General features: G+C 49.7%; 15 protein-coding genes and 1 pseudogene. 2 read left to right on the forward strand and 14 right to left on the reverse strand.

Annotation, left to right across the window (positions count from 1 at the left end; genetic code table 11):
- Positions 1–13: 13 nt before the first annotated feature.
- The 7 genes from KNP03_RS04515 to KNP03_RS04545 all read right to left on the reverse strand — a co-directional run bounded on the left by KNP03_RS04515 (position 14) and on the right by KNP03_RS04545 (position 8,989).
- Positions 14–2,080, reverse strand: a complete 2,067-nt coding sequence (locus KNP03_RS04515) for an alpha-galactosidase (protein WP_214825818.1) — start codon at positions 2,078–2,080, stop codon at positions 14–16.
- On the reverse strand, positions 2,077–4,065 hold the full coding sequence (locus KNP03_RS04520; RefSeq protein WP_214825820.1) for a beta-galactosidase: 1,989 nt from the start codon (positions 4,063–4,065) through the stop codon (positions 2,077–2,079). The genes KNP03_RS04515 and KNP03_RS04520 overlap by 4 nt, the downstream gene beginning before the upstream one ends.
- Before the next feature lie 18 nt (positions 4,066–4,083).
- Positions 4,084–4,869: a carbohydrate ABC transporter permease gene (locus KNP03_RS04525; protein ID WP_214825822.1), complete on the reverse strand. Its 786-nt coding sequence runs from the start codon at positions 4,867–4,869 to the stop codon at positions 4,084–4,086.
- 12 nt (positions 4,870–4,881) lie between these two features.
- Positions 4,882–5,838, reverse strand: coding sequence for a carbohydrate ABC transporter permease (locus KNP03_RS04530; RefSeq protein WP_214825824.1), 957 nt, complete (start codon positions 5,836–5,838; stop codon positions 4,882–4,884).
- 66 nt (positions 5,839–5,904) lie between these two features.
- Positions 5,905–7,206, reverse strand: coding sequence for an ABC transporter substrate-binding protein (locus KNP03_RS04535; RefSeq protein WP_240544428.1), 1,302 nt, complete (start codon positions 7,204–7,206; stop codon positions 5,905–5,907).
- A gap of 24 nt (positions 7,207–7,230) precedes the next feature.
- Positions 7,231–7,674, reverse strand: coding sequence for a hypothetical protein (locus KNP03_RS04540; RefSeq protein ID WP_214825829.1), 444 nt, complete (start codon positions 7,672–7,674; stop codon positions 7,231–7,233).
- 163 nt (positions 7,675–7,837) lie between these two features.
- Entirely contained in the window at positions 7,838–8,989 is a 1,152-nt protein-coding gene (locus KNP03_RS04545) for an ROK family transcriptional regulator (protein WP_214825831.1), read from the reverse strand.
- A 293-nt stretch (positions 8,990–9,282) separates the two neighbouring features.
- On the opposite strand from KNP03_RS04545, the gene KNP03_RS04550 reads away from it, so the two are divergent.
- Together KNP03_RS04550 and KNP03_RS04555 are read left to right on the forward strand one after the other, a co-directional pair.
- Positions 9,283–9,735 carry a sigma factor gene (locus KNP03_RS04550; RefSeq protein ID WP_214825832.1) on the forward strand — a complete coding sequence of 151 codons (453 nt, stop codon included), beginning with the start codon at positions 9,283–9,285 and terminating at the stop codon, positions 9,733–9,735.
- Between the two features lie 5 nt (positions 9,736–9,740).
- Positions 9,741–10,610 carry a tyrosine-type recombinase/integrase gene (locus KNP03_RS04555; RefSeq protein ID WP_214825834.1) on the forward strand — a complete coding sequence of 290 codons (870 nt, stop codon included), beginning with the start codon at positions 9,741–9,743 and terminating at the stop codon, positions 10,608–10,610.
- A 36-nt stretch (positions 10,611–10,646) separates the two neighbouring features.
- Here the strand turns inward: KNP03_RS04555 and KNP03_RS04560 are convergent, their stop codons facing one another.
- The 7 genes and pseudogenes from KNP03_RS04560 to KNP03_RS04595 form a co-directional block, all read right to left on the reverse strand.
- On the reverse strand, positions 10,647–11,057 hold the full coding sequence (locus tag KNP03_RS04560; protein ID WP_214825836.1) for a lasso peptide biosynthesis B2 protein: 411 nt from the start codon (positions 11,055–11,057) through the stop codon (positions 10,647–10,649).
- On the reverse strand, positions 11,054–11,332 hold the full coding sequence (locus KNP03_RS04565) for a lasso peptide biosynthesis PqqD family chaperone (RefSeq protein WP_214825838.1): 279 nt from the start codon (positions 11,330–11,332) through the stop codon (positions 11,054–11,056). The genes KNP03_RS04560 and KNP03_RS04565 overlap by 4 nt, the downstream gene beginning before the upstream one ends.
- A 1-nt stretch (position 11,333) precedes the next feature.
- Entirely contained in the window at positions 11,334–12,239 is a 906-nt protein-coding gene (locus KNP03_RS04570) for an HPr kinase/phosphorylase (protein ID WP_214825840.1), read from the reverse strand.
- Positions 12,226–13,956: an ABC transporter ATP-binding protein gene (locus KNP03_RS04575; RefSeq protein WP_214825842.1), complete on the reverse strand. Its 1,731-nt coding sequence runs from the start codon at positions 13,954–13,956 to the stop codon at positions 12,226–12,228. Before KNP03_RS04575 ends, KNP03_RS04570 begins: the two co-directional genes overlap by 14 nt.
- A gap of 157 nt (positions 13,957–14,113) precedes the next feature.
- Positions 14,114–15,979: an asparagine synthetase B family protein gene (locus KNP03_RS04580; RefSeq protein WP_214825844.1), complete on the reverse strand. Its 1,866-nt coding sequence runs from the start codon at positions 15,977–15,979 to the stop codon at positions 14,114–14,116.
- Complete coding sequence (locus tag KNP03_RS04585) at positions 15,976–17,025, reverse strand: nucleotidyltransferase domain-containing protein (RefSeq protein WP_214825846.1); 1,050 nt, start codon at positions 17,023–17,025, stop codon at positions 15,976–15,978. The genes KNP03_RS04580 and KNP03_RS04585 overlap by 4 nt, the downstream gene beginning before the upstream one ends.
- 239 nt (positions 17,026–17,264) lie before the next feature.
- Positions 17,265–18,680 (reverse strand): annotated as a pseudogene (locus KNP03_RS04595) (nucleotide sugar dehydrogenase).
- Positions 18,681–18,759: the final 79 nt, after the last annotated feature.

Below are 18,759 nucleotides of genomic sequence, written 5' to 3' on the forward strand. Positions count from 1 at the left end.
TCCCTTCCATCGCTCATGCCGGGTGAATGACCAGGCAATACGCATCGTAGTCTTTTTGTTGTGTGAGGTTTATGCCTTGTTCCATCAAATAGCGTCCGCTCACGCGACGCCCTTCTTGTTCGTACGTTCGTTCCGGGTCAAGTCCGCGCAGTTTTACGCGTAAGCGGTTCTTCCCGTATTGACGTCGGTCGGCGTTGACAAGAACGACGTAGTCTTCCCCGTCCGTATAGCCGACGGCGTGGTAGCCGTCCCGTTTGAGCGAGGCGAGACGATGGCTCGTCCCGTGTTGTACGAGCGGGCGAATTTTCTTATACGTCGCGATCCATTCTTTCGCTTCTGTCAATTCTTCTTTCGTCCATTCGAGCAGGTTGCCGCCGATGCCGAGCGTCCCTTGCATGGCGCTGACGAACCGATACCCGAGTGGCAACGAACGATTGTTCAACCAGTTCGGCGCGTCCGTCACCCAGCAACTCATCATCTTGGCGTTATAGGCGTATGAGAAGACTTCCTGGATGGCGAGACGGTCGAGTGCGTCCGTGTTGTCGCTCGTCCAAACTTGTTCGACTCGCGAGAGGACACCGAGGTCGATCCGTCCACCGCCACCGGCACATGACTCGAACGCGACACTCGGATGTCTTTCCCGTAACGTGTCGAGGATGCGATATACCGCTTCCGCATGACGGAGCCATAATTCCTTGGCGTTACGCAGGTGTGGGCTGTCCGGCTCGGAGAAGGCACGGTTCATGTCCCATTTGATGTAACGGATGTCGTGTCGTCCGAGCAACTCGTCGAGCCATGCCGTCACGTGTGCCTCAACTTCAGGCAAGGCGAGGTTCAAGACGAACTGGTTCCGTGACGTCGTCGACGGGCGTCCGTCCGTATAGTAAATCCATTCCGGATGAGCCCGGTACAGGTCTGAGTCCGGGTTGACCATCTCCGGTTCGACCCATAGCCCGAACTGGAGACCTTTCTCCTCGACGTAGCGGACGAGCGGGTCGAGCCCGTTCGGGAACTTCGTCTCGTTGACGTGCCAATCCCCGAGTCCAGCCGCGTCCGAATGGCGCTCACCGAACCAACCGTCATCGACGACAAACAACTCACAGCCGATCGCGGCCGCCTCGTCGACGAGACGTTTCTGTCCGTCCTCGCTGACCTCAAAATAGGTCGCCTCCCACGAGTTGTAGAGGACCGGGCGCAACATGTCACGCGTCGCTTCCGGCATGATGACGTCACGCTCGAAGTCGTGGGCGTTCTGACTCATACCGCCGAACCCGCGTTGCGTATAACCGATATAGCCCGGTGGGGTCGTGAACGATTCACCCGCTTGGAGCGTCTTCGCGAAGTCGAACGGGTTAATCCCACCCGTCACTTGTGTGAAGCCGAACTGGTCTTTCTCGAAATGAATTGCCCAGTTGCCGGAGTGACCGAGAAATCCGTAGACGACTTCCCCATGTGTCTCCGTCGCGCTGCTGTCGAGTGCGAACCACGGGTTGCTCTGATGGCTCGTCAACCCGCGCCGGCTCTCGATCGTCTTCTTGCCCGGGAGGAGTGGTCCTTGCTGAAGCTGGAACTCGCTCGTCCATGCACCGCTGAAATGGCTGAGTCGCATGTCGCGCTCGATGAGTCCGAGACTGAACGACTGCGCGCTTTCGAGCGTGACCGTTTCGCCTGCTTTGACCGTCATTTGGCGGGCGATGATGTCGTACGCCGGATAGAGTGTGAACTGAAGCGTCACGTGAAGGGATTGAATCGAATCGAACAATTCAATCTCGAGCGTCTCTCCTTCGATCCGCACGTCCCCGAGCGAGAACGCGTGCAACCGTTCCGTCTCGGTATGACTCTTCAAAGTCGGTTCCGTATAGACGAGGTCTCCGAACGAGGTGAACTCGTAAGCGGCCACCCCTTCCGGTGTCTCGAACGACGAGTGCAACACGCGCGCATCCGGTAGTTCTTTGATATCTGACTCATGCAGGCGTCCACCGAGATATTGATGGACGAGACGACCTCGTGCATCGACATCAAACACGTATGTGAGATTCGTCCCGATGAGAGCGAAACGATTGTCGTGATGAACGATCATGCCTCCACCTCCCGTTTGAGTAAGACGACCGCGAGCGGTTCAAGTTCGAGTGTCCCCGTCATCGTCTCCCCGTCAAGCGTCTGCCACGTGCCGTCGAGTTCGACGGACGACGTGACTTCGGTCGAGTGGTTTAAGTAGAAACGGATTAACTGTCCGTCGCCGTGGCGATCGACTTTCTCGACATCGTCCGGAAGTCGGTGCGCATCGATTCCGGCGCGTGTGAACGCCTCGTGATAAACCGTGTCGAGCATCGCATCGTCGACCGATGAGCCGATATACGTCACGTCGCCTTTATACGTATGGCGCGTGATGGCTGCCGTCCCTTTATAGAACGCCTGCCCGTAAGTCGCTAGCACCTCGGCACCTTTTGGCGTGACCAGGTCGCACCAGATGTTCGCCTCAGACACTTGGTCGCCGAGGCGGACCTCGTTCGACTGGACAGCTTGTAAACTCTCATACTCATCGATTTCAATCCCGGCGTATTCGGCGAACTTGCCTGGGAGCGTCAAGTTGTGGCAACGGTTGAGCGGGTCTTTCACACCTGTACGATATGTGAAGATGACGTTCCCACCGTTCTCGATATAGTCGATGAGCGTCTCATCGAATACGTCATTTCCGAGGAAATAGAGCGGGACGATGACGAGTTTATACGAGTCGAGCGCGTCCCCTGGGAAGACGATATCCGTGTTGACACCTTGGCGGACAGCCGCACCGTAGAAGCGGACGAACTCTTGTTTGAAGTGGAAGGCGTCCGAGTGTGGTTGGTGCGTCCACGCCCATAGGTTCTCCTGGTCGAAGTAGACGGCGACGTCCGCGTTATAAGCAGCCGCGTTGATCATGTCGCCATGCGCGTGCAATTCTGACATGACGTGCTTCACTTCTTCGAACTTCCGTTTCGGCTTCCCATCATGGTCGATGATGCCGTGACAGAACTCTTCTGTCCCGAAGTCGGCGGCACGGAATCGGAAGTAGACGATCGCCTCTGCGCCACGAGCAACGGCTTGATGTGTCCATAGGCGGATGTGTCCTGGGCGCGGCAAGTAGCCGATGCGGCTCCATCCTTGTGCCCCACTGAGTTGCTCCATCACCCAGAATCCTTTCCCTTGTTTCGACGAGCGGCAAAGGTCATGGTCGTGCGCCGTCTTCTCGAAACGGTTCGGTTCCGGCAACCCGCCCCAGACCGGGTAGTTGTCGAACGAGACGTAGTCGAGGTCTTGGGCCATCTGTTGCTGGTTGATCGCCATGTCACTATAGACGAGGTTATGTGTGATGAACGCGTCCTCGTGGATGAGTGGACGGAGCGTGTCGACTTGAAGTTTGTTGAACGAGCGGTACGCGTCCGAGCAGAACCGGTCGAAATCGACGAGGAGCGACGGGTTATGTTCCTGGAACACGGTGCGAGGGACCGGTATCTGTGTCCATGCCGTATATGTATGGCTCCAGAAGACGGTCCCCCAAGCCGCATTGAGCGCGTCGAGCGTCTCGTAACGTTCTTTCAGCCATTCCTGGAACGCCACTTGATCGACGTCACCGTACGAACGGTCCGACTGTTCGTGTCCATACTCGTTGTCCGTCTGCCAGCCGATGACACGCGGGTGTCTTCCGTACCGTTCCGCCATCTTGCGGGTAATTCGTTCACAGTACTCGCGGTAGACGGGGCTGTTGACCGTATAATGACGGCGGGCACCGAAGCTGATACGGACGCCGTCTTTCGTCACCGGGAGGATATCCGGATACTTCTCGATGAGCCACGCGGGCGGTGTCGCCGTCGGCGTGCCGAGGACGATGTCAAAGTGTTCGCCGAACATCTCGACGACCTCGTCCCAAAACGAGAAGTCAAACTCGCCGTCGGCCGGTTCCATCATCGTCCATGCAAACTCGGCCATTCGGATAACATTGACACCAAGCTCTTTCATCAAGCGGATGTCCTCATCCCAAAGTACACGGTCTGTCTGTTCTGGATAGTAGTCTACTCCTAAATACATACTGTTCACCTCAATCGATTATTTGACCGCTCCCGAAGTCATTCCTTTTTGCAAGAAGCGTTGGAAGAAGATATAAAACACCATCGTCGGCAAGCTGATCAAGACGAGCGAGGCGTACAATTTTCCGGGGTCACCACCGAGCGCTTCTGTGAAGAAGGTCGGTGCCATCGTGACCGTCTGTTTAGCCGGATTGGTCATGAACGTGAGTACCATTAGATATTCATTCCACGAATTCAGAAATGCATAGATTGTCGCCGTAGCGAGCGCCGGTTTTGCGAGCGGCAACATGACCTTATAAAAGATTTGGAGAGTCAATGCCCCGTCGATGTGTGCGGCCTCCATCAATTCATTCGGCAATTCATCAAAATAGCTCTTGATGAGCATCAATCCAAACGGCAGGAAGAATGCAATCTCTGCTCCGATCAATCCCCAATAACTGTTAAGCCCGTCAAGCGTTCGCAACGTGAAAAAGAGTGGGACGATGAGTGAAGCGACCGGTAACATAAGACCAGCCAACACGAGATTGAAAAGGAGTCGCTTACCGGCAAATTGAAGTTTTGAAAATCCGAATGCCGCGAAGGCGAGAAGTGAGATTGAAAGCAAAATCATGAAAAATGCGACAATGAAGCTGTTAAAGACGAACTGTGGGAAGTTTGGATTTTCGAGCGTCGCGATATAGTTATCGAATCCATTTACACGTAAGCTCTCTTTGAACATGACGAAGATTGGGAACAACCAAATCACGGCCATGACAGACAAACCGATATTCGTGAACCATCTTCCTTTTTTCGTTTGCAATTCCATCCGTTCTCCTCCTCAGTCCATTTTCTTCTGTACACGCATTTGGAAGTACGTGATGCTGAGTGCGATCGCAAGTAAGATGATGGCGACGGCACTGGCGTAACCGACCTCTTGGTGAAGCATCGATTTTCGGAACAGGTACGTCGAGATGACCTCGGTCGAGTTACCCGGCCCGCCCTGTGTTGAAATCCAGACGATATCAAACGTCTTTAGTCCACCGATGACCCCGAGGATTGTCAGCGTGAATGTTGTCCCTTTCAAGTTCGGGAAGACGACGCTCCAAAGCGTGCGCCAGAAGCCTGCCCCATCGATATTTGCCGCCTCGAACACTTCCCGCTCGATGGCGAGCATCGCCATGTAGTACATGATCATCGATGAGCCTGTCCACTGGAAGATGTTAATCAAGATAATAGAATAGAGGGCGACATCCTGGTCCCCGAGCCAGTTTTGTTCGAAAGCACCAAGCCCAACCATTCTTAAGAATTCGTTAATGTAGCCGAACTGAAAATCGAAAATCTGGGAAAATGCCGCACCGAGTACAACCGGACTGAGTACGACCGGGAAGAAGAACACCGATTTGAAGAAAGTGCGTCCGACCCCTTTTGTATGAAGTAAATACGCCAACACCAAACCGAGTCCGGCCTGAACAGTCACCGTGAGAGCCGTGAAAATTCCAGTGTTTTTCAGTGCATTATAAAATTCAGGGTCTTGGAACATACGACCAAAGTTTTCGAATCCGATATACGTCTTTTCAAACGAAATCCCGTCCCAGGAAAAGAGCGAGTGAAAGGCATTATAGAAGATTCCGTAATAAATGAAAGCAATGACGAACAGTACAGTCGGGGCAACGAATGCCCATCCGATTAAATTCTGTTTTAGCCGTTCCTGTTTCCTTACCTTATTCGGTGTGGCCGGGGGCACACTTGAGAGATTCGGCTTCGACTTCTTTGTCAAATCGGTTGCGTGTTGCATGGATTTCCCTCACTTTCGGTTCAAAAAATGAAGCGCCAGCAAGACTGGCTACTGGCGCTCGTTTGATTATTTAGATTGGTCGGCAATGGCTTGGATTCTTGCAAGTGCTTCTTTTGCATCCTGACCTGCCGCAATGTTTTGGAGTTCTTTACCAAGCGTATCATACACTTTCGGATCACGAATTCCTCGTCCGGCCACCGCGTTCTTGACCGTTTCGTTCAAGATTTCATACGATTGACGCTCCACATCAGACGTGAACTTGTCCTCGTAAGACACCTTGATGTCTTTGACCGCAGGCGCCATCTCGAATTTTTCCATGTAGAGAGACTGACCTTCACCCTGTGTCATGTAGGCAATGAATGCAGCCGCTCCGTCTTTTTGCTCAGACTCTTTGTTAATCCCGAGCGCCATATCAATTGAGGCGATTACCGGTTGTTCTGTTCCTCCAGCCAAGTTCGGCATTGGAACGAAACCGATTTCATCTTCGAAATTGTTCCATTTGTCACGTTTTTCAGCTGTAGTCATCGAATGGGCCTCCCACGATCCGATGATCCACATCGCCGCTTTTTTGTCGAAGAAGTTGTTCATTCCGTCCATGTATGTGGCGAGACCTAATGCCCCTTCCTGGAACACTTGATCCTCAAACAACTGCTGCCAAAGTTCAGCGGTTTCCACCATTTCTTTGTCTGTCCATTTTGCCTCTCCTGCGAGTACTTTTTGGATGTATCCTGGGGCGACCTGATGGCTCAAGACGTTAAATACGTCTACATCCACCCACGCGTCTTTCGCACCGAGTTGCATCGGAATCACTTTGTCACCAGACGCATTGATTTTTTCAACAGCCGCTACCGTCTCATCATATGTCTTTGGTGGTGTCACACCGTATTTGTCGAGGAGCGTCTTGTTGTACATGAGGTACGACTGTCCTGTAAAGCCAACTGGCACTGCCAACTGTTCACTATCCACGGTTGTCTGTTCAATTCCAAGTTCGATGAATTTATCTTTCCATCCTTTTCCTGCTGCCTTGTCCATGTAGTCTTTCGTTGGCACGAGACGGTCTTTATATTGTGGAATCATTGGTTCCTTCAGACCGATGACATCAGGTCCATCTCCTCCGAGCATCGCAACCTGGAGCTGTTGCTCATAGTCTTCGAGACGTTTAAATTTGACGACATAGTCATCTTGCGATTCATTGAACGCTTTCGCGAGCGCTTCTCCGACTTCTGGCTGCGGTGCCCAGCCCCACCAGTTGATGACCGGTTTTCCGTCCTCAGTTGTCGTAGCTGATGTTTCATCGTCACCACATGCGGCAAGCAAAGATGAGAGGACAAGTACAGATGATGCAAGTGCGATCGTCGTTTTTTTCATGTTCATTCTCCTTTGGATGTGTAGTCACGCCACAAGATGGTGGCATAGTTCCCGAATGAGCTCTTCCGGAATCGGTAGGTCTCCAAGTCGGGTCAACGTGTACGCAATCAATTCCAAGTCTAATTTCGATCTACCTATGTATGGTCCGACAACATATAAATCCGCCCCGAACGGTAACGCATCCTGTTCTTTTAAGAGCCAAAGGAGACGTTCGAACAAACTGTCCATGTCGTCGAACGTCACATCATGCGAGAGGTTCGATGCCCGAAACAGTCGGATATCACGTGTCTCCTCGTCATAGAGACGAAAAATACCGTCCCGGCGTGAGCGGGTGATGACACAGTTCGCATTCCCGGTGAACGTCTCCACCTCAGCAAAGTGCGCATCCTGTCGGACAAACAAGCGAGTCGCCCCGTAGCGACCGAAAATCTGATGGAACTGATCTTTCAATGGTGTCTCTTTTTGCATCGTTACCCCTCCAGACGTACCTTTGAGAGTGTCACCCCTTACTTAGTAAATTAATTTTATTATCTAACTACACATAGACTATACCATGCGCTATTTCGTTCTGTAAACGCTTTCTTTTGAGAAAGATAAAAAATCGTCTCTCCACTTTGGAAAGACGATTGCTTTATTGAATCTCACCGAACATTTGATTCGTGATCAGGGCAGCGGCTCCAAGTGCGCCATGAGTTGCGCTCCAAGGAACGACTCGAATATCTGTCTGTCGGGCATCGAGCGTGAGCGCGGTCTGGGCAACCCGTTCTTGTATATTCGTCACGACGTGTGGCGCGTAACTGAAAAGAGGACCGCCAAGCAAAATACGCCCCGGGTTCAATAAATGAATCATATTGAGCGTAGCAATCCCAATATACTCGCCCGCTCTCTCGTATAACGTTCTGACGTCTGGATTCGTGCTGACCGATTCGCGAAGTGCGTCGAGTGTCAGGTCGTGTGCTAGTTGGCGAGTTTCAGTCAAAATCGCGCGTTCTCCTGCAATCGCCTCCAAACAGCCCCGGTTGCCACATGAACAGATCGGTCCGTCAAGCATAATCCGCATATGCCCAATCTCTCCGGCGATATGATGCTCTCCGTCAATCAGCTCACCACCATGGACGTATGCTCCCCCGATCCCGTATCCGGCATAAATATAGAAAAACTCGTCAATGCCGATCGCTTCACCAAAATACAACTCCCCAAGGGCAAGTGTCCTTACGTCGTTCTCGACAAATACGTTTTGACCAAGACGTGCTTCGAGTTCACGTTTTAGTGGGATGTCGTGAAGGTGGAAACGCGGCGCGAACAAGACGATTCCAGCACCCGCCTCAACCATGCCGTGGACGGATACGCCTAGTCCGATGACTTCTCCCGTCGTCCGTTTTACGAGTTGGGTGTAAAGCGCCACAATCGCGTCGATGAATTCCTCGTTCGTATCAAATCGCTCACCGTGCCATGCTTCATCAAGTAATTCGCCATGAATGTTCGTCACAACACCATGCAGTCGACGTTGCGTCGCATCGATGCCGATGACAAAGCGGTCACTCGCTGCGAGTTCTAACATGATCGGACGACGTCCCCCACTGGAAACGCCAAGCTCCCGCTCATTGATGAGCCCCTCCTCTTTCAGTTCATTGACGATGTTCGAAATTGTCGGTTTCGTCAGGTTCGTCTTTTTCGCAAGTTCGACCCGTGACACCGGTTGATCGAGCCGAATCAGTCGGAGGATGAGCGCCCGATTATATGTCCGCATCCATTTCGAGTTGCGTGGTGTCGTTTTCCCCATAACCATTCCACCCATTTCTTCTCATTTTCCTCCCATTATAGCATGTCAAGATTTAATGAAAGCGCTTTTGTCCAAAATATAACATCCCCGTTAAAAAAGGAAAGAATCGTTGTTCTTTACCTTTTACGTGTTGTCACCGCCAGCCTCACGAGCTCCTACACTCATCATAGGTGGATTTCAGACAGCCGCCCTGCGCTTGAGGCGCATAGGGGCGTTCGCACAGCGGGAAGAACAACGATTATACTCGGTCTTACCTAGGAATCAGGATAGAGCGCTCGGAAAAGAAGAGACCGATGAAGACGATTGACGAACAAATCCAGGAGTGGGAACCGATGATCCATTACGTCATCCGCCACTTGAACATCCATCCGAACGAAATCGATGACTGCGCCCAAATCGGACGGATCGCGTTATGGGAGGCGCTGAACCGTGGGTGCACGTTATCGAAGACGTATTGCTTTCAACGGATTCGCGGGGCCATCTTGAACCAGCAACAGAAGAACGCCCGGCACTTGAAACACGAGGTCGCGGCCGAGCGTCTGCCCGAGTCCTGTATCGACTCCGAACGCCGGTTTTTCGACTGGCTCGATGAGCAACGAAGTGTGTTGTCCCCACGGCATTTCGAGCTCCTTTGCCACTTGATCGACGGGACCGAGAGCACCCTCCCTTATTCGCCGAGCCGACTCCGGGCGTATAAGGCGGACGTGCAGCGGGAGCTGAGACAAGCGATTCTAATGAAGGAGTGAGGAACATGAAGAAGATGCTGCTGCATGACGCGATTCAATGCTTTTTGGAGGATTTGGAAGTACGGAGAGAAAAGCCGGAGACGACACTGAAGACGTACCGCAACACGCTCGGTCGTTTCGAGACGTTCGTATCCGCACGCGGGGTCGTCTATATCCAGGACGTCATGGAAGATAAACACGCCCGTCCGTATAAGGCGTCCTTGAACGGGCTCGCGGATAACACGGTCCGGACGTATATCATGGCAATCCGGAGCCTGTTCACGTTCGCGCTTCAAAAACGCTGGGTGAAACAAAACCCGTTCCAGCATATCGTCACGCGTTCGACGGTCCAAAGACAACAGACGATCATCTCCCGCGACCAGTTCGAGACGATTCTCCATTACGCACGAAACGCAACACTCTACGCCATCTATCTCGTCGGCGGCGACGCGGGACTGCGGATCAGTGAGACGCTCGCCCTCGAGCTCCATCACCTCGATTTCCGGCATCAGATGATTTTGGTCGCTAACGGGAAAGGCGACAAGGCGCGGCATGTCCCGATGAGCGCGCGCCTCGCCAAGGAACTGTCGCACTATATCGAGAAGGACCGTCCGCAAGCAGGGAACTCCAATCTCGTCTTCCTCATGCCGAAAGGGACACCCGTCCGCGCGAACTTCGTCAATGAGGATTTAAAGAAAATCGCCGAGAAACACCTCGGGATCGAACTGACGACGCACCAGCTCCGTCACAGCTTCGCGACGACCGTCTACAACAACATGCATGACTTGATGGTCGTGAAAGAACTGCTCGGGCATGAACGCGTCGAGACGACCGAGCGTTATCTTCACGTGACACGTGAACAGACACGAAAGGCGATCGAAGGGTTGAACGGATAAAACAAAAACGGGCGGCATTGATTTGCCGTCCGTTCTTTAGCGATAAAACGTTTGCGTCACATGGAAGAGTTCATGCCCTTTCGCCCCTGTGACAAAGTCTTCATTTGATTGTGTCCATGAATGGGCGATGAGTGCGCCGGTGTGATCCCGACGCACGCCGAGATACGTCACCGAAGACATACCCCGCACCCGCATCATCCATGAAGCCGTCAACGATTGCGCGAGACAGTTGCTCGTCCACGGCGTGTAGCGGCTCGCCCGTTGGATTGCGAGACGAAGCGAAGCGGAAGAACGGGCTTGCGTTTTTCTCTCGACCGGCGTCGTCTGGCCCAAACTTTTCGAGACGAAAGAGAATGGGAGCGTTAATACGATTGCTCTGGCGAACCCTAGCAGGATAAACGCCTCAAACGCCGTCCCCCACTCTTTGACTGTGTATCGTTTCCTCATTGCGTGAGGACAATCTCATTCGATGCCATCTTTTCTACGAAACGAATGACATCTTGCGCGCAGGTGCCACGCTCCACTTCATATCGCTCGCACAATTGGTCTACGACTTCACCAATCGTACGTTCCGTCGCCATCTGCTCCCAGATTGCTACGCCGGTCTTGCCGATGCTGAAGTATTTCCCGTGCGTGATGCTCATCATGACGATTTCGCCGTCCATTTCTGTCGTCAGCATGTTCGGGTTTTGTTTCACTTTTGTTGATTCCGTTACGTTCATCTTATACTTCCACTCCTACTTGTACTTGTTCTAAAATTTGATGACAAATCTCATTCTCTAACGGCACACCGATTGGTCGCTTCACACGAAATAGTTGAATCTGACCGGCGAGTTGCATGATGTGTTGCAAATACGCCCCGTTCGGACGCAGGTGCGCCACCAGCTCGGTCCGATACGTATGCGAAATCAGCGTCTTGATTTTTTCCATCCCCGTGACGGCTGTCATTTGGAGATCTGTCACGTCATCCGTCGGAACGATTTCGATCATATAGCGTAACGGGACACCATGTGTCGCGAAATCGCGTTTACGAACCACTGAGAATTTCGTCCGTCCTTCGACGTGGCGATTGACGATCCGTTCCGCTCCGATATCCCACCTTGCGACGACGTCTTCCCATAGTTTTTGCGACGGATAGGCGAGATGGACGAACGGTGTCTCCGCTTCAAACGTCACCGCTGCCACGTCATCTGTCACGAACGGATAGCCTCTCGCGATCAACGCATTCGCAATCGTCGACTTTCCGGCACCGGATAAACCTGTGATAAGCACTCCACTTCCTGCCACGTCGAGCACACTGCCGTGTAAAGGCAACACGTGACGCTGGTGAAGTAAACTCCCTAAACAAGAACCGAGGAGGTATAACTTCAACTGTTCGGTTGTCGCCTCCGGGTCCGAATCGACGAGTATTCGCACCCCGTCCTCCACCTGGAATCGCCCGACCCCTTCGATTTGGAGATAAAACAGCTGTTCTTTTACTCCGAATACCTCATTTTCATACACCGCGTCCTTCGGTCGTTCGACGACCGCTCTCCGAATATGTACGTCGATTTCTCCATTCCCTTTTGGCACCTCGTCCAGCTCGATCTCCGATGCCACCTGCAATCCGAATACTTTATACTGATTCAATCACTTCACCTCGTTCAACAATCCTTCCACCGGTCAGACAAATCTCTTGATCGGCGAGACGTGCGATGTCACGGCGATGCGTGATATACACGATCGTCATCTCACCGGTTAACGCTTGGAGCGTCTCAAAAATCTTTGATTCCTGCGCTTCATCGACGGCGCGCGTCGCCTCATCCATGATCAATAAGCGTGGTCGCTTCGCCAAAGCACGGGCCAATACGACGCGTTGCCGCTCCCCGCCGGATAAAGAGTGACCGAAGTCTCCGATCCGTGTCTGGAGACCGTCCGGCAACTCATATACGAACGTCGCGTCCGCCATTTGGAGTGCCTGCTCTAATTCGATATCCGACAGATCAGGGTTCCACTTGCGAATGTTTTCTTCGATCGTCCCGTAAAACAAGTATGGATGCTGCGGGACATACGCGATGGAAGAAAGCCAGGCGGCGCGATCCGCTGTCGTGAGCGGCTGACCGTCCACTACAATCCGACCGGAGTCGGGTTCGATAAATTGCAGCAACAGATCGACCATTGTGCTTTTCCCTGCACCGGAAGGACCCGTGAGTGCCACCATCGTCCCCGCCTGAATCGTCACATCGATTTCCTTCAACGCATCCTGCTCATGATTCGGATAGCGATAAGACACCTTCTCAAAACGTAACTGCTGTTCAAACATCAATGCTTCAGAAGGTTCGCCAGTCTCTTCCTGATGCAATCGACTGACCGTATGTTGATATACCTCAAAGCTCGGGAGTGCGGTCAGCACCGATTGGATGTGACGCTGCGCACTGGAGAAGGCCGGCCATAAACGACTGAAGATGAGCAGGATGACGAGAAGTGAGGCCATTTCATAATGAAATGCCAACAACCCGATCCCTAAGAACAGGCTGATAAGGAGTGCGGCGCCGACTTTGTAGAAACTGTCCGCTCTCGTCTGCTGGGACGTATAGTCGATGAGATTCTGTTGAATCTGGTCGGTCGTACGTTGGAAGTCTGCGACATGCTGGACTTCGGCCCCATAGCTTTTGATCTCTTTTAGTCCGTTCAGTTGATCCTGGACGGCCTGCTGTAAGCCGAGATTCAAGTGCTGCAACGAGTGCCCGAGCTGGCGCACCCGCTTCATCGATCGATAGAGCCCGATAAATAACAGGATTCCGCCGATCATGACGTAGGTCGTCAATCCGGGGGATAAATAAAAGGCAATTAGAATCTGTGGAAGCGCCACGAGAAGCGTCGTCACGAGGTTAACGATCCCTTGTACCCCAAGACTGATTCGTCCGATTTCTACCGTGAACAGACTCGAATAGCGGCTTTGCGAATCCATCCACACGTCCGCGAGACTGGACTGGAAAATGTGTTGAAATAGCTCATCCCGCAACCGTTTTACGTACTTTTGCAGAAGGGTCACACTCGCCAGCGTCGCTTTTCGATTGACCCATACGCTCAGACTGATCAAAAGGAAGTAGAGGCCGAGCACGACGGTCAGTTGTACACCGAAAGACCAGTTGTCCGGAAAGCGGAACCCAATCGAATCAACCGAATTCGGTACCTCGATCGTTGTCAGGGATAATAGCGGGAGGATGAGTAAGATCCCGAGTCCGGTCAGAAAACCGTTCAGACTCCCCCACGCAACCACGTACCAGATTTGTTTGTTCACTTGTTGCTGTATATGTTGAATGAACGCCTTGGCGTCATTAAAATGATTTAATCCGTGCATCATCTACTCGCTTTCTGTTAAGGAAGAAGCCTTCGTCACAGATGTGAGAAGGCTCCTTTTAATTATGATGAGAAATCGGTTGCGTCCATAGTAAACATTCCTGCAGCTGCAGTTTCTTTTACATCCAATTCTTCAACAACCGGTGTTGTCCATTCTAATTTCATAACGAATCACCTCCTTTAAATTTTTGAATTGCAATCATCCGAAATAGCAAGCTTGTTTTCCAGACATCGTTCATCAAAGACTCCCAAGGGTGAATCGATATATCAAATATTTGAAAATACGGTTGAGAAAGACTTGTTGTCTTTAGTTCAGACAGAGCTTTTTCTTTTTCATGAGCGAGGCGCACACTCCAATCAGCAGATTGCTTGCCCCTGCTTCGTGTCGACTTTAAGATTGAATGCGGCAGACGTTCTTTCATCAATGAACGGACGAGCCGTTTAGAGACTCCTTTTGATGCGAAGTACTCAGACGGTAAACTCGCACAGAAGCTAATCAGATTAATATCCGACAGCGGATCGCGAATGACACATCCAAAATGAAGTGAAATCATCGTCGATAGGACCCCGCGGAGATGTAAATCATCTGCTTCATACATGCGTTCATTTCTCTTTTTCACATCTGGTGTGTACACATCGAGATGACTGTACGATAGTTTTTGTTGGACCTTTTCTGAATGTACTTGAGATGTGTGCTGTTGAAAGAAATTCTTCACGTTGCGATACTCTCTATGTTTAAACAACACAGGACCTATCATTTGCTTCAACGATTGAAGCGGATTTTGATTCATCCGTACAAGCTCACGAAACTCGGTCATGATTTTTGATATTTGCATCGTCTTTATAATTTCCGCGTAGTACGTCGATAGAGGACCGTATGAGATGGTGAAGTTCCCATGTTTACCGTTCAGCATGACTTTTACGCCAGTGGCTTGTGCCTGTTCATGAATCGAAAGCATCCACGGTGCATTGATAAAAAAGATATATGGTATCTCAAGGATATGTAACCAATCATCTATCGTATTGAAGCTATTTCGTTCCCGATTTTCAACCCAATTCGGCTGAATACCTGGATAATTCGATAGCAATTCTTCCACTAGAGGACGTTCATTTCCCAGCACTTCTTCAGAATCTTCATATTCAGCAAGGGGCACATGGGTGAAGGCATGCAGTGATCTATGTTGTTGTCGTAACGTTGGTTCAGCGAATGCAGCGACTGTCGTTGAATCAAGCCCCCCACTCAGCATGATTCCGACTTCTCCATCCGTTCGCATGCAGGTCGCTGTCGCATCCTTCAATATTTGGTCCAACTCCTGATAGCATGCCTCTTCGGAAGCGAATTCCCGTTTGGAATGTTTCGGATAAGTCCAATATTGATCCAAGCGAATTCGTCCGTTCTTATAGCGCAATGTGTGACCAGGTGGAATATAGCGAATCCCTTGCCAAGGCGTGCGGAATGCATCGTGACTCGTTAGACGTAACGGAAACACCACGTATTGCTCTACATATGCCTCATCGATTTCACAATGGTAGTGCGTCGCGAGCGGCTTCGGTGTCGTGCTAAAGGCAAGCTCACCTTCTTGAACGGTGTAACAAATCGCCCGTTCCCCCAACCGGTCACGAACGATAAACAGTTCGTCACTCATTTCGTCATAAATCGCAAACGCATAGATCCCTTGAAACTGCTGGACACAATCGATGCCCCACTTTCGATACGCATGCGCAATCAGTTCCACGTCAGCGTATTCATCCTCATGCGAAAGTTCCAATTGGTTGATGAGTTGATCCCGGTAATCGAGCATCGCGTCGGCGACAACGACAATCGAATCCAATCGATACGGTTGTGGTGACTGTTCCGCCTCACCGGTAATCCATTGCTCCATCGCACCCATTCCCCATGTTTCTCCGATTTCTGTTCGGGAGCGGTCAAAGGCATAACGTTTCGTATAGGTCGATTGAAGGGTCGATACCGTTCTTTTGACACTCGATGAAGGTGACGAGGCAAAGACGCCAAAAATTGCATTCATGACATGTGTTCTCGCTTCGCCTGGTAACGTCTCATCAACACAGTAAGTGGGCGTAGCGGGATATACAGTGCGTGTAACGATTTCGGTAGCGGAAGTACTTCTCGGTCATGTTGAGTCGGGATAAAGTGATACAAGAAAAACTGCTTTTTTTTCTCCGGAGACCGTATCAAGAAATAATACTTCTTCCAAATCAGATAGTTCTTGAAGTGTAGACTCGTTTGTTCAGCATCAAGCTTTTCGCTCATCATCTTTAACGCACTATGTGTCATCCGCTTGCTTTTACTAGAATGCATGTACGGTTGTAATTCGCGGGGAACATCTTGATGAAACAGCTCTTGAACTAATATCATCGCCTGTCCCATCATATGTTGAATCTCCCAAGCATCCGTCAATGCCGAAACTTGCGACCAATCGAGTGGCAGCTTCAAGAACTGATGAATATCAAATAACCATTTAAGACGGAACCAGCCATGTTTCGTCCCGTGAATAATCAAGTACGCGAATAGAATTTCATTGTTCAAGCAATAAACGGACTGTTCGCCGAGTTGTATGGAGCCTCGCGTATCCCACAACAAGTGAAAGTCAGGCTCTTCAAGAATGTTTGGAAATAGTTTCCAATGTAATTCCACGACATGACGGTGATCTTTATGTACAAAAACGTAGTGATTCTCCTTTTTTCGGAACTCGATATCGCCTAAATCATGTTCCGTCACATAGCCTTGTTGTAGGAGTAAGCTTGCCGCTTCTTCAAGTCGATCCGAATGAACGAGTAAATCCAAATCCCGCATGATGCGATTAGCTTGTCCCGCATATGCTTTCTCTAAGATGACAGGACCTTTCAAGCAAAGCATCGGTAAGTCCGCCTGTTGAAAGGCGGCACTCAAGTAGAGCAGTTGTCGTTTGGAGAGGAGCGTTTGAAATGAAGTAACCGTTTGTATTTTTTTTATGTCTGTTGAGATAGCACTTTGGTTGAGTGAGTTTGGCAGAATTCGATGGAAGGTTAAATCTTCGTTAAACTCTTGCGTGGAGTAACTATCTTGATTCATAGGGGGTTCATTCTGAAGTTGAGAGATAAAAGATTGCAAACGTATGAATTTCTGATTCCCCTGATTTGTTAATTTTAAAGTTTTCATACTTTTTATATCGGAAGGAAACGTAGAAGCTTTAGCACTTTCGATGTTATTTCAGTAATTTTTTAACAGAAAACACTTGATAATAGCGTTAGAATTTGTTCAATTTTAAAAAAAAGCTAGGATGAAAAAGTCATCCTAACCCCGATTGATTATCATATTCTAACAGTTGTTTTGTTTTTAAAGATATGAGGGTTACCATAGTTGACGACTGCCACGTCTTCACCGTTCGCTTTGACGATGTTGCGTGTGTCGAAGATCATCGGACGACGCATTGACGCCTGAAGCTCCGCGAAATCAAACGCATTGAACTCATTGTGGTCAACGAGAATGAAACTCGCCTCCAAAGGTTAAGAATCAAAAAAAACATACTATTGGCTATGATTAACCATCCACCTCATTTTTCAATCTCGAGTATACAAATCACGAGTGTACACTTTTTCAACAACATCTTCGAGTTCAGGATGCAAGCGATTTGTCACAATCACGTCAGCTATTTCTTTGAATGTATCTAAGTTTTTAATGACTGGTGAATTATAAAACAAGTCATCTTTTAGAGCAGGTTCATACACAACTACTTCGACCCCTTTTGCCTTAATACGTTTCATAATTCCTTGAATAGAAGATGCACGGAAGTTATCAGAATCAGTTTTCATTGTTAGTCGATACACCCCAACACGCTTCGGATTATGTTTCAAAATAGAATCGGCGACGAAATCTTTACGAGTCCGGTTCGCATCGACTATCGCTGCTATGATATTGTTCGGAACATCTTTATAATTAGCAAGAAGTTGTTTCGTGTCCTTCGGTAAACAGTAACCGCCGTAACCAAATGAAGGATTGTTGTAATGTACGCCGATACGTGGATCCAGACCAACCCCCTCTATAATTTGTTTAGAGTTAAGGTCACGCACTTCTGCATACGTATCCAGCTCATTGAAAAAGGCAACGCGCATTGCCAAATAGGTGTTCGAGAACAACTTAATTGATTCCGCCTCAGTTGAATCAGTCAATAATACCGGTATATCTTCTCTAATGGCAGCCGCTTTTAATAGGCTCGCAAATACTTCCGCACGCTCTGATTGCTCACCGACAACGATGCGAGACGGATAAAGATTGTCATGTAACGCTTGACCTTCACGCAAAAATTCTGGTGAAAAAATGATATTATTAGAATGAAATTTCTTTTTAATTGCTTCCGTATAACCAACTGGTACAGTAGACTTTATTATCAAAATCGCATCTGGGTTAATAGCGATAGCTGTCGCAATTACACTCTCAACCGTGCGCGTATTAAAATAATTCCGTACAGGATCATAATCGGTTGGAGTAGCAATAATTATATAATCTGCATCTCTATACGCTAGTAAACTATCCGTTGTTGCAACTATGTTCAATTCCTTAGTATTTAAAAACAACTCAATTTCAGTATCACGTATTGGAGATTTTCTTTCATTTACCATTTCAACCTTATTTTTGTCAACATCAAAAGCTACCACTTCATTCTTTTGAGCTAATAGAATTGCGTTAGATAATCCAACATAACCAATCCCAGCAATTGTGATTTTCAACATTTTTTCTCCTTCCGTGTCCTGGTTCAGTACAAAATGCGCCAAAAAATCATCAGTTACATAAAAATCCTTTACTATT

The sequence above is a fragment of the Exiguobacterium algae genome, from assembly GCF_018617875.1.
Classification (GTDB): Bacteria; Bacillota; Bacilli; order Exiguobacteriales; family Exiguobacteriaceae; genus Exiguobacterium; species Exiguobacterium algae.

Coding starts and splice junctions, on each gene's coding strand:
- KNP03_RS04515 (WP_214825818.1), bottom strand. CDS start 2,080: ATGATCGTTCATCACGACAATCGTTTCGCTCTCATCGGGACGAATCTC.
- KNP03_RS04520 (WP_214825820.1), bottom strand. CDS start 4,065: ATGTATTTAGGAGTAGACTACTATCCAGAACAGACAGACCGTGTACTT.
- KNP03_RS04525 (WP_214825822.1), bottom strand. CDS start 4,869: ATGGAATTGCAAACGAAAAAAGGAAGATGGTTCACGAATATCGGTTTG.
- KNP03_RS04530 (WP_214825824.1), bottom strand. CDS start 5,838: ATGCAACACGCAACCGATTTGACAAAGAAGTCGAAGCCGAATCTCTCA.
- KNP03_RS04535 (WP_240544428.1), bottom strand. CDS start 7,206: ATGAAAAAAACGACGATCGCACTTGCATCATCTGTACTTGTCCTCTCA.
- KNP03_RS04540 (WP_214825829.1), bottom strand. CDS start 7,674: ATGCAAAAAGAGACACCATTGAAAGATCAGTTCCATCAGATTTTCGGT.
- KNP03_RS04545 (WP_214825831.1), bottom strand. CDS start 8,989: ATGGGGAAAACGACACCACGCAACTCGAAATGGATGCGGACATATAAT.
- KNP03_RS04550 (WP_214825832.1), top strand. CDS start 9,283: ATGAAGACGATTGACGAACAAATCCAGGAGTGGGAACCGATGATCCAT.
- KNP03_RS04555 (WP_214825834.1), top strand. CDS start 9,741: ATGAAGAAGATGCTGCTGCATGACGCGATTCAATGCTTTTTGGAGGAT.
- KNP03_RS04560 (WP_214825836.1), bottom strand. CDS start 11,057: ATGAGGAAACGATACACAGTCAAAGAGTGGGGGACGGCGTTTGAGGCG.
- KNP03_RS04565 (WP_214825838.1), bottom strand. CDS start 11,332: ATGAACGTAACGGAATCAACAAAAGTGAAACAAAACCCGAACATGCTG.
- KNP03_RS04575 (WP_214825842.1), bottom strand. CDS start 13,956: ATGATGCACGGATTAAATCATTTTAATGACGCCAAGGCGTTCATTCAA.
- KNP03_RS04580 (WP_214825844.1), bottom strand. CDS start 15,979: ATGAATGCAATTTTTGGCGTCTTTGCCTCGTCACCTTCATCGAGTGTC.
- KNP03_RS04585 (WP_214825846.1), bottom strand. CDS start 17,025: ATGAATCAAGATAGTTACTCCACGCAAGAGTTTAACGAAGATTTAACC.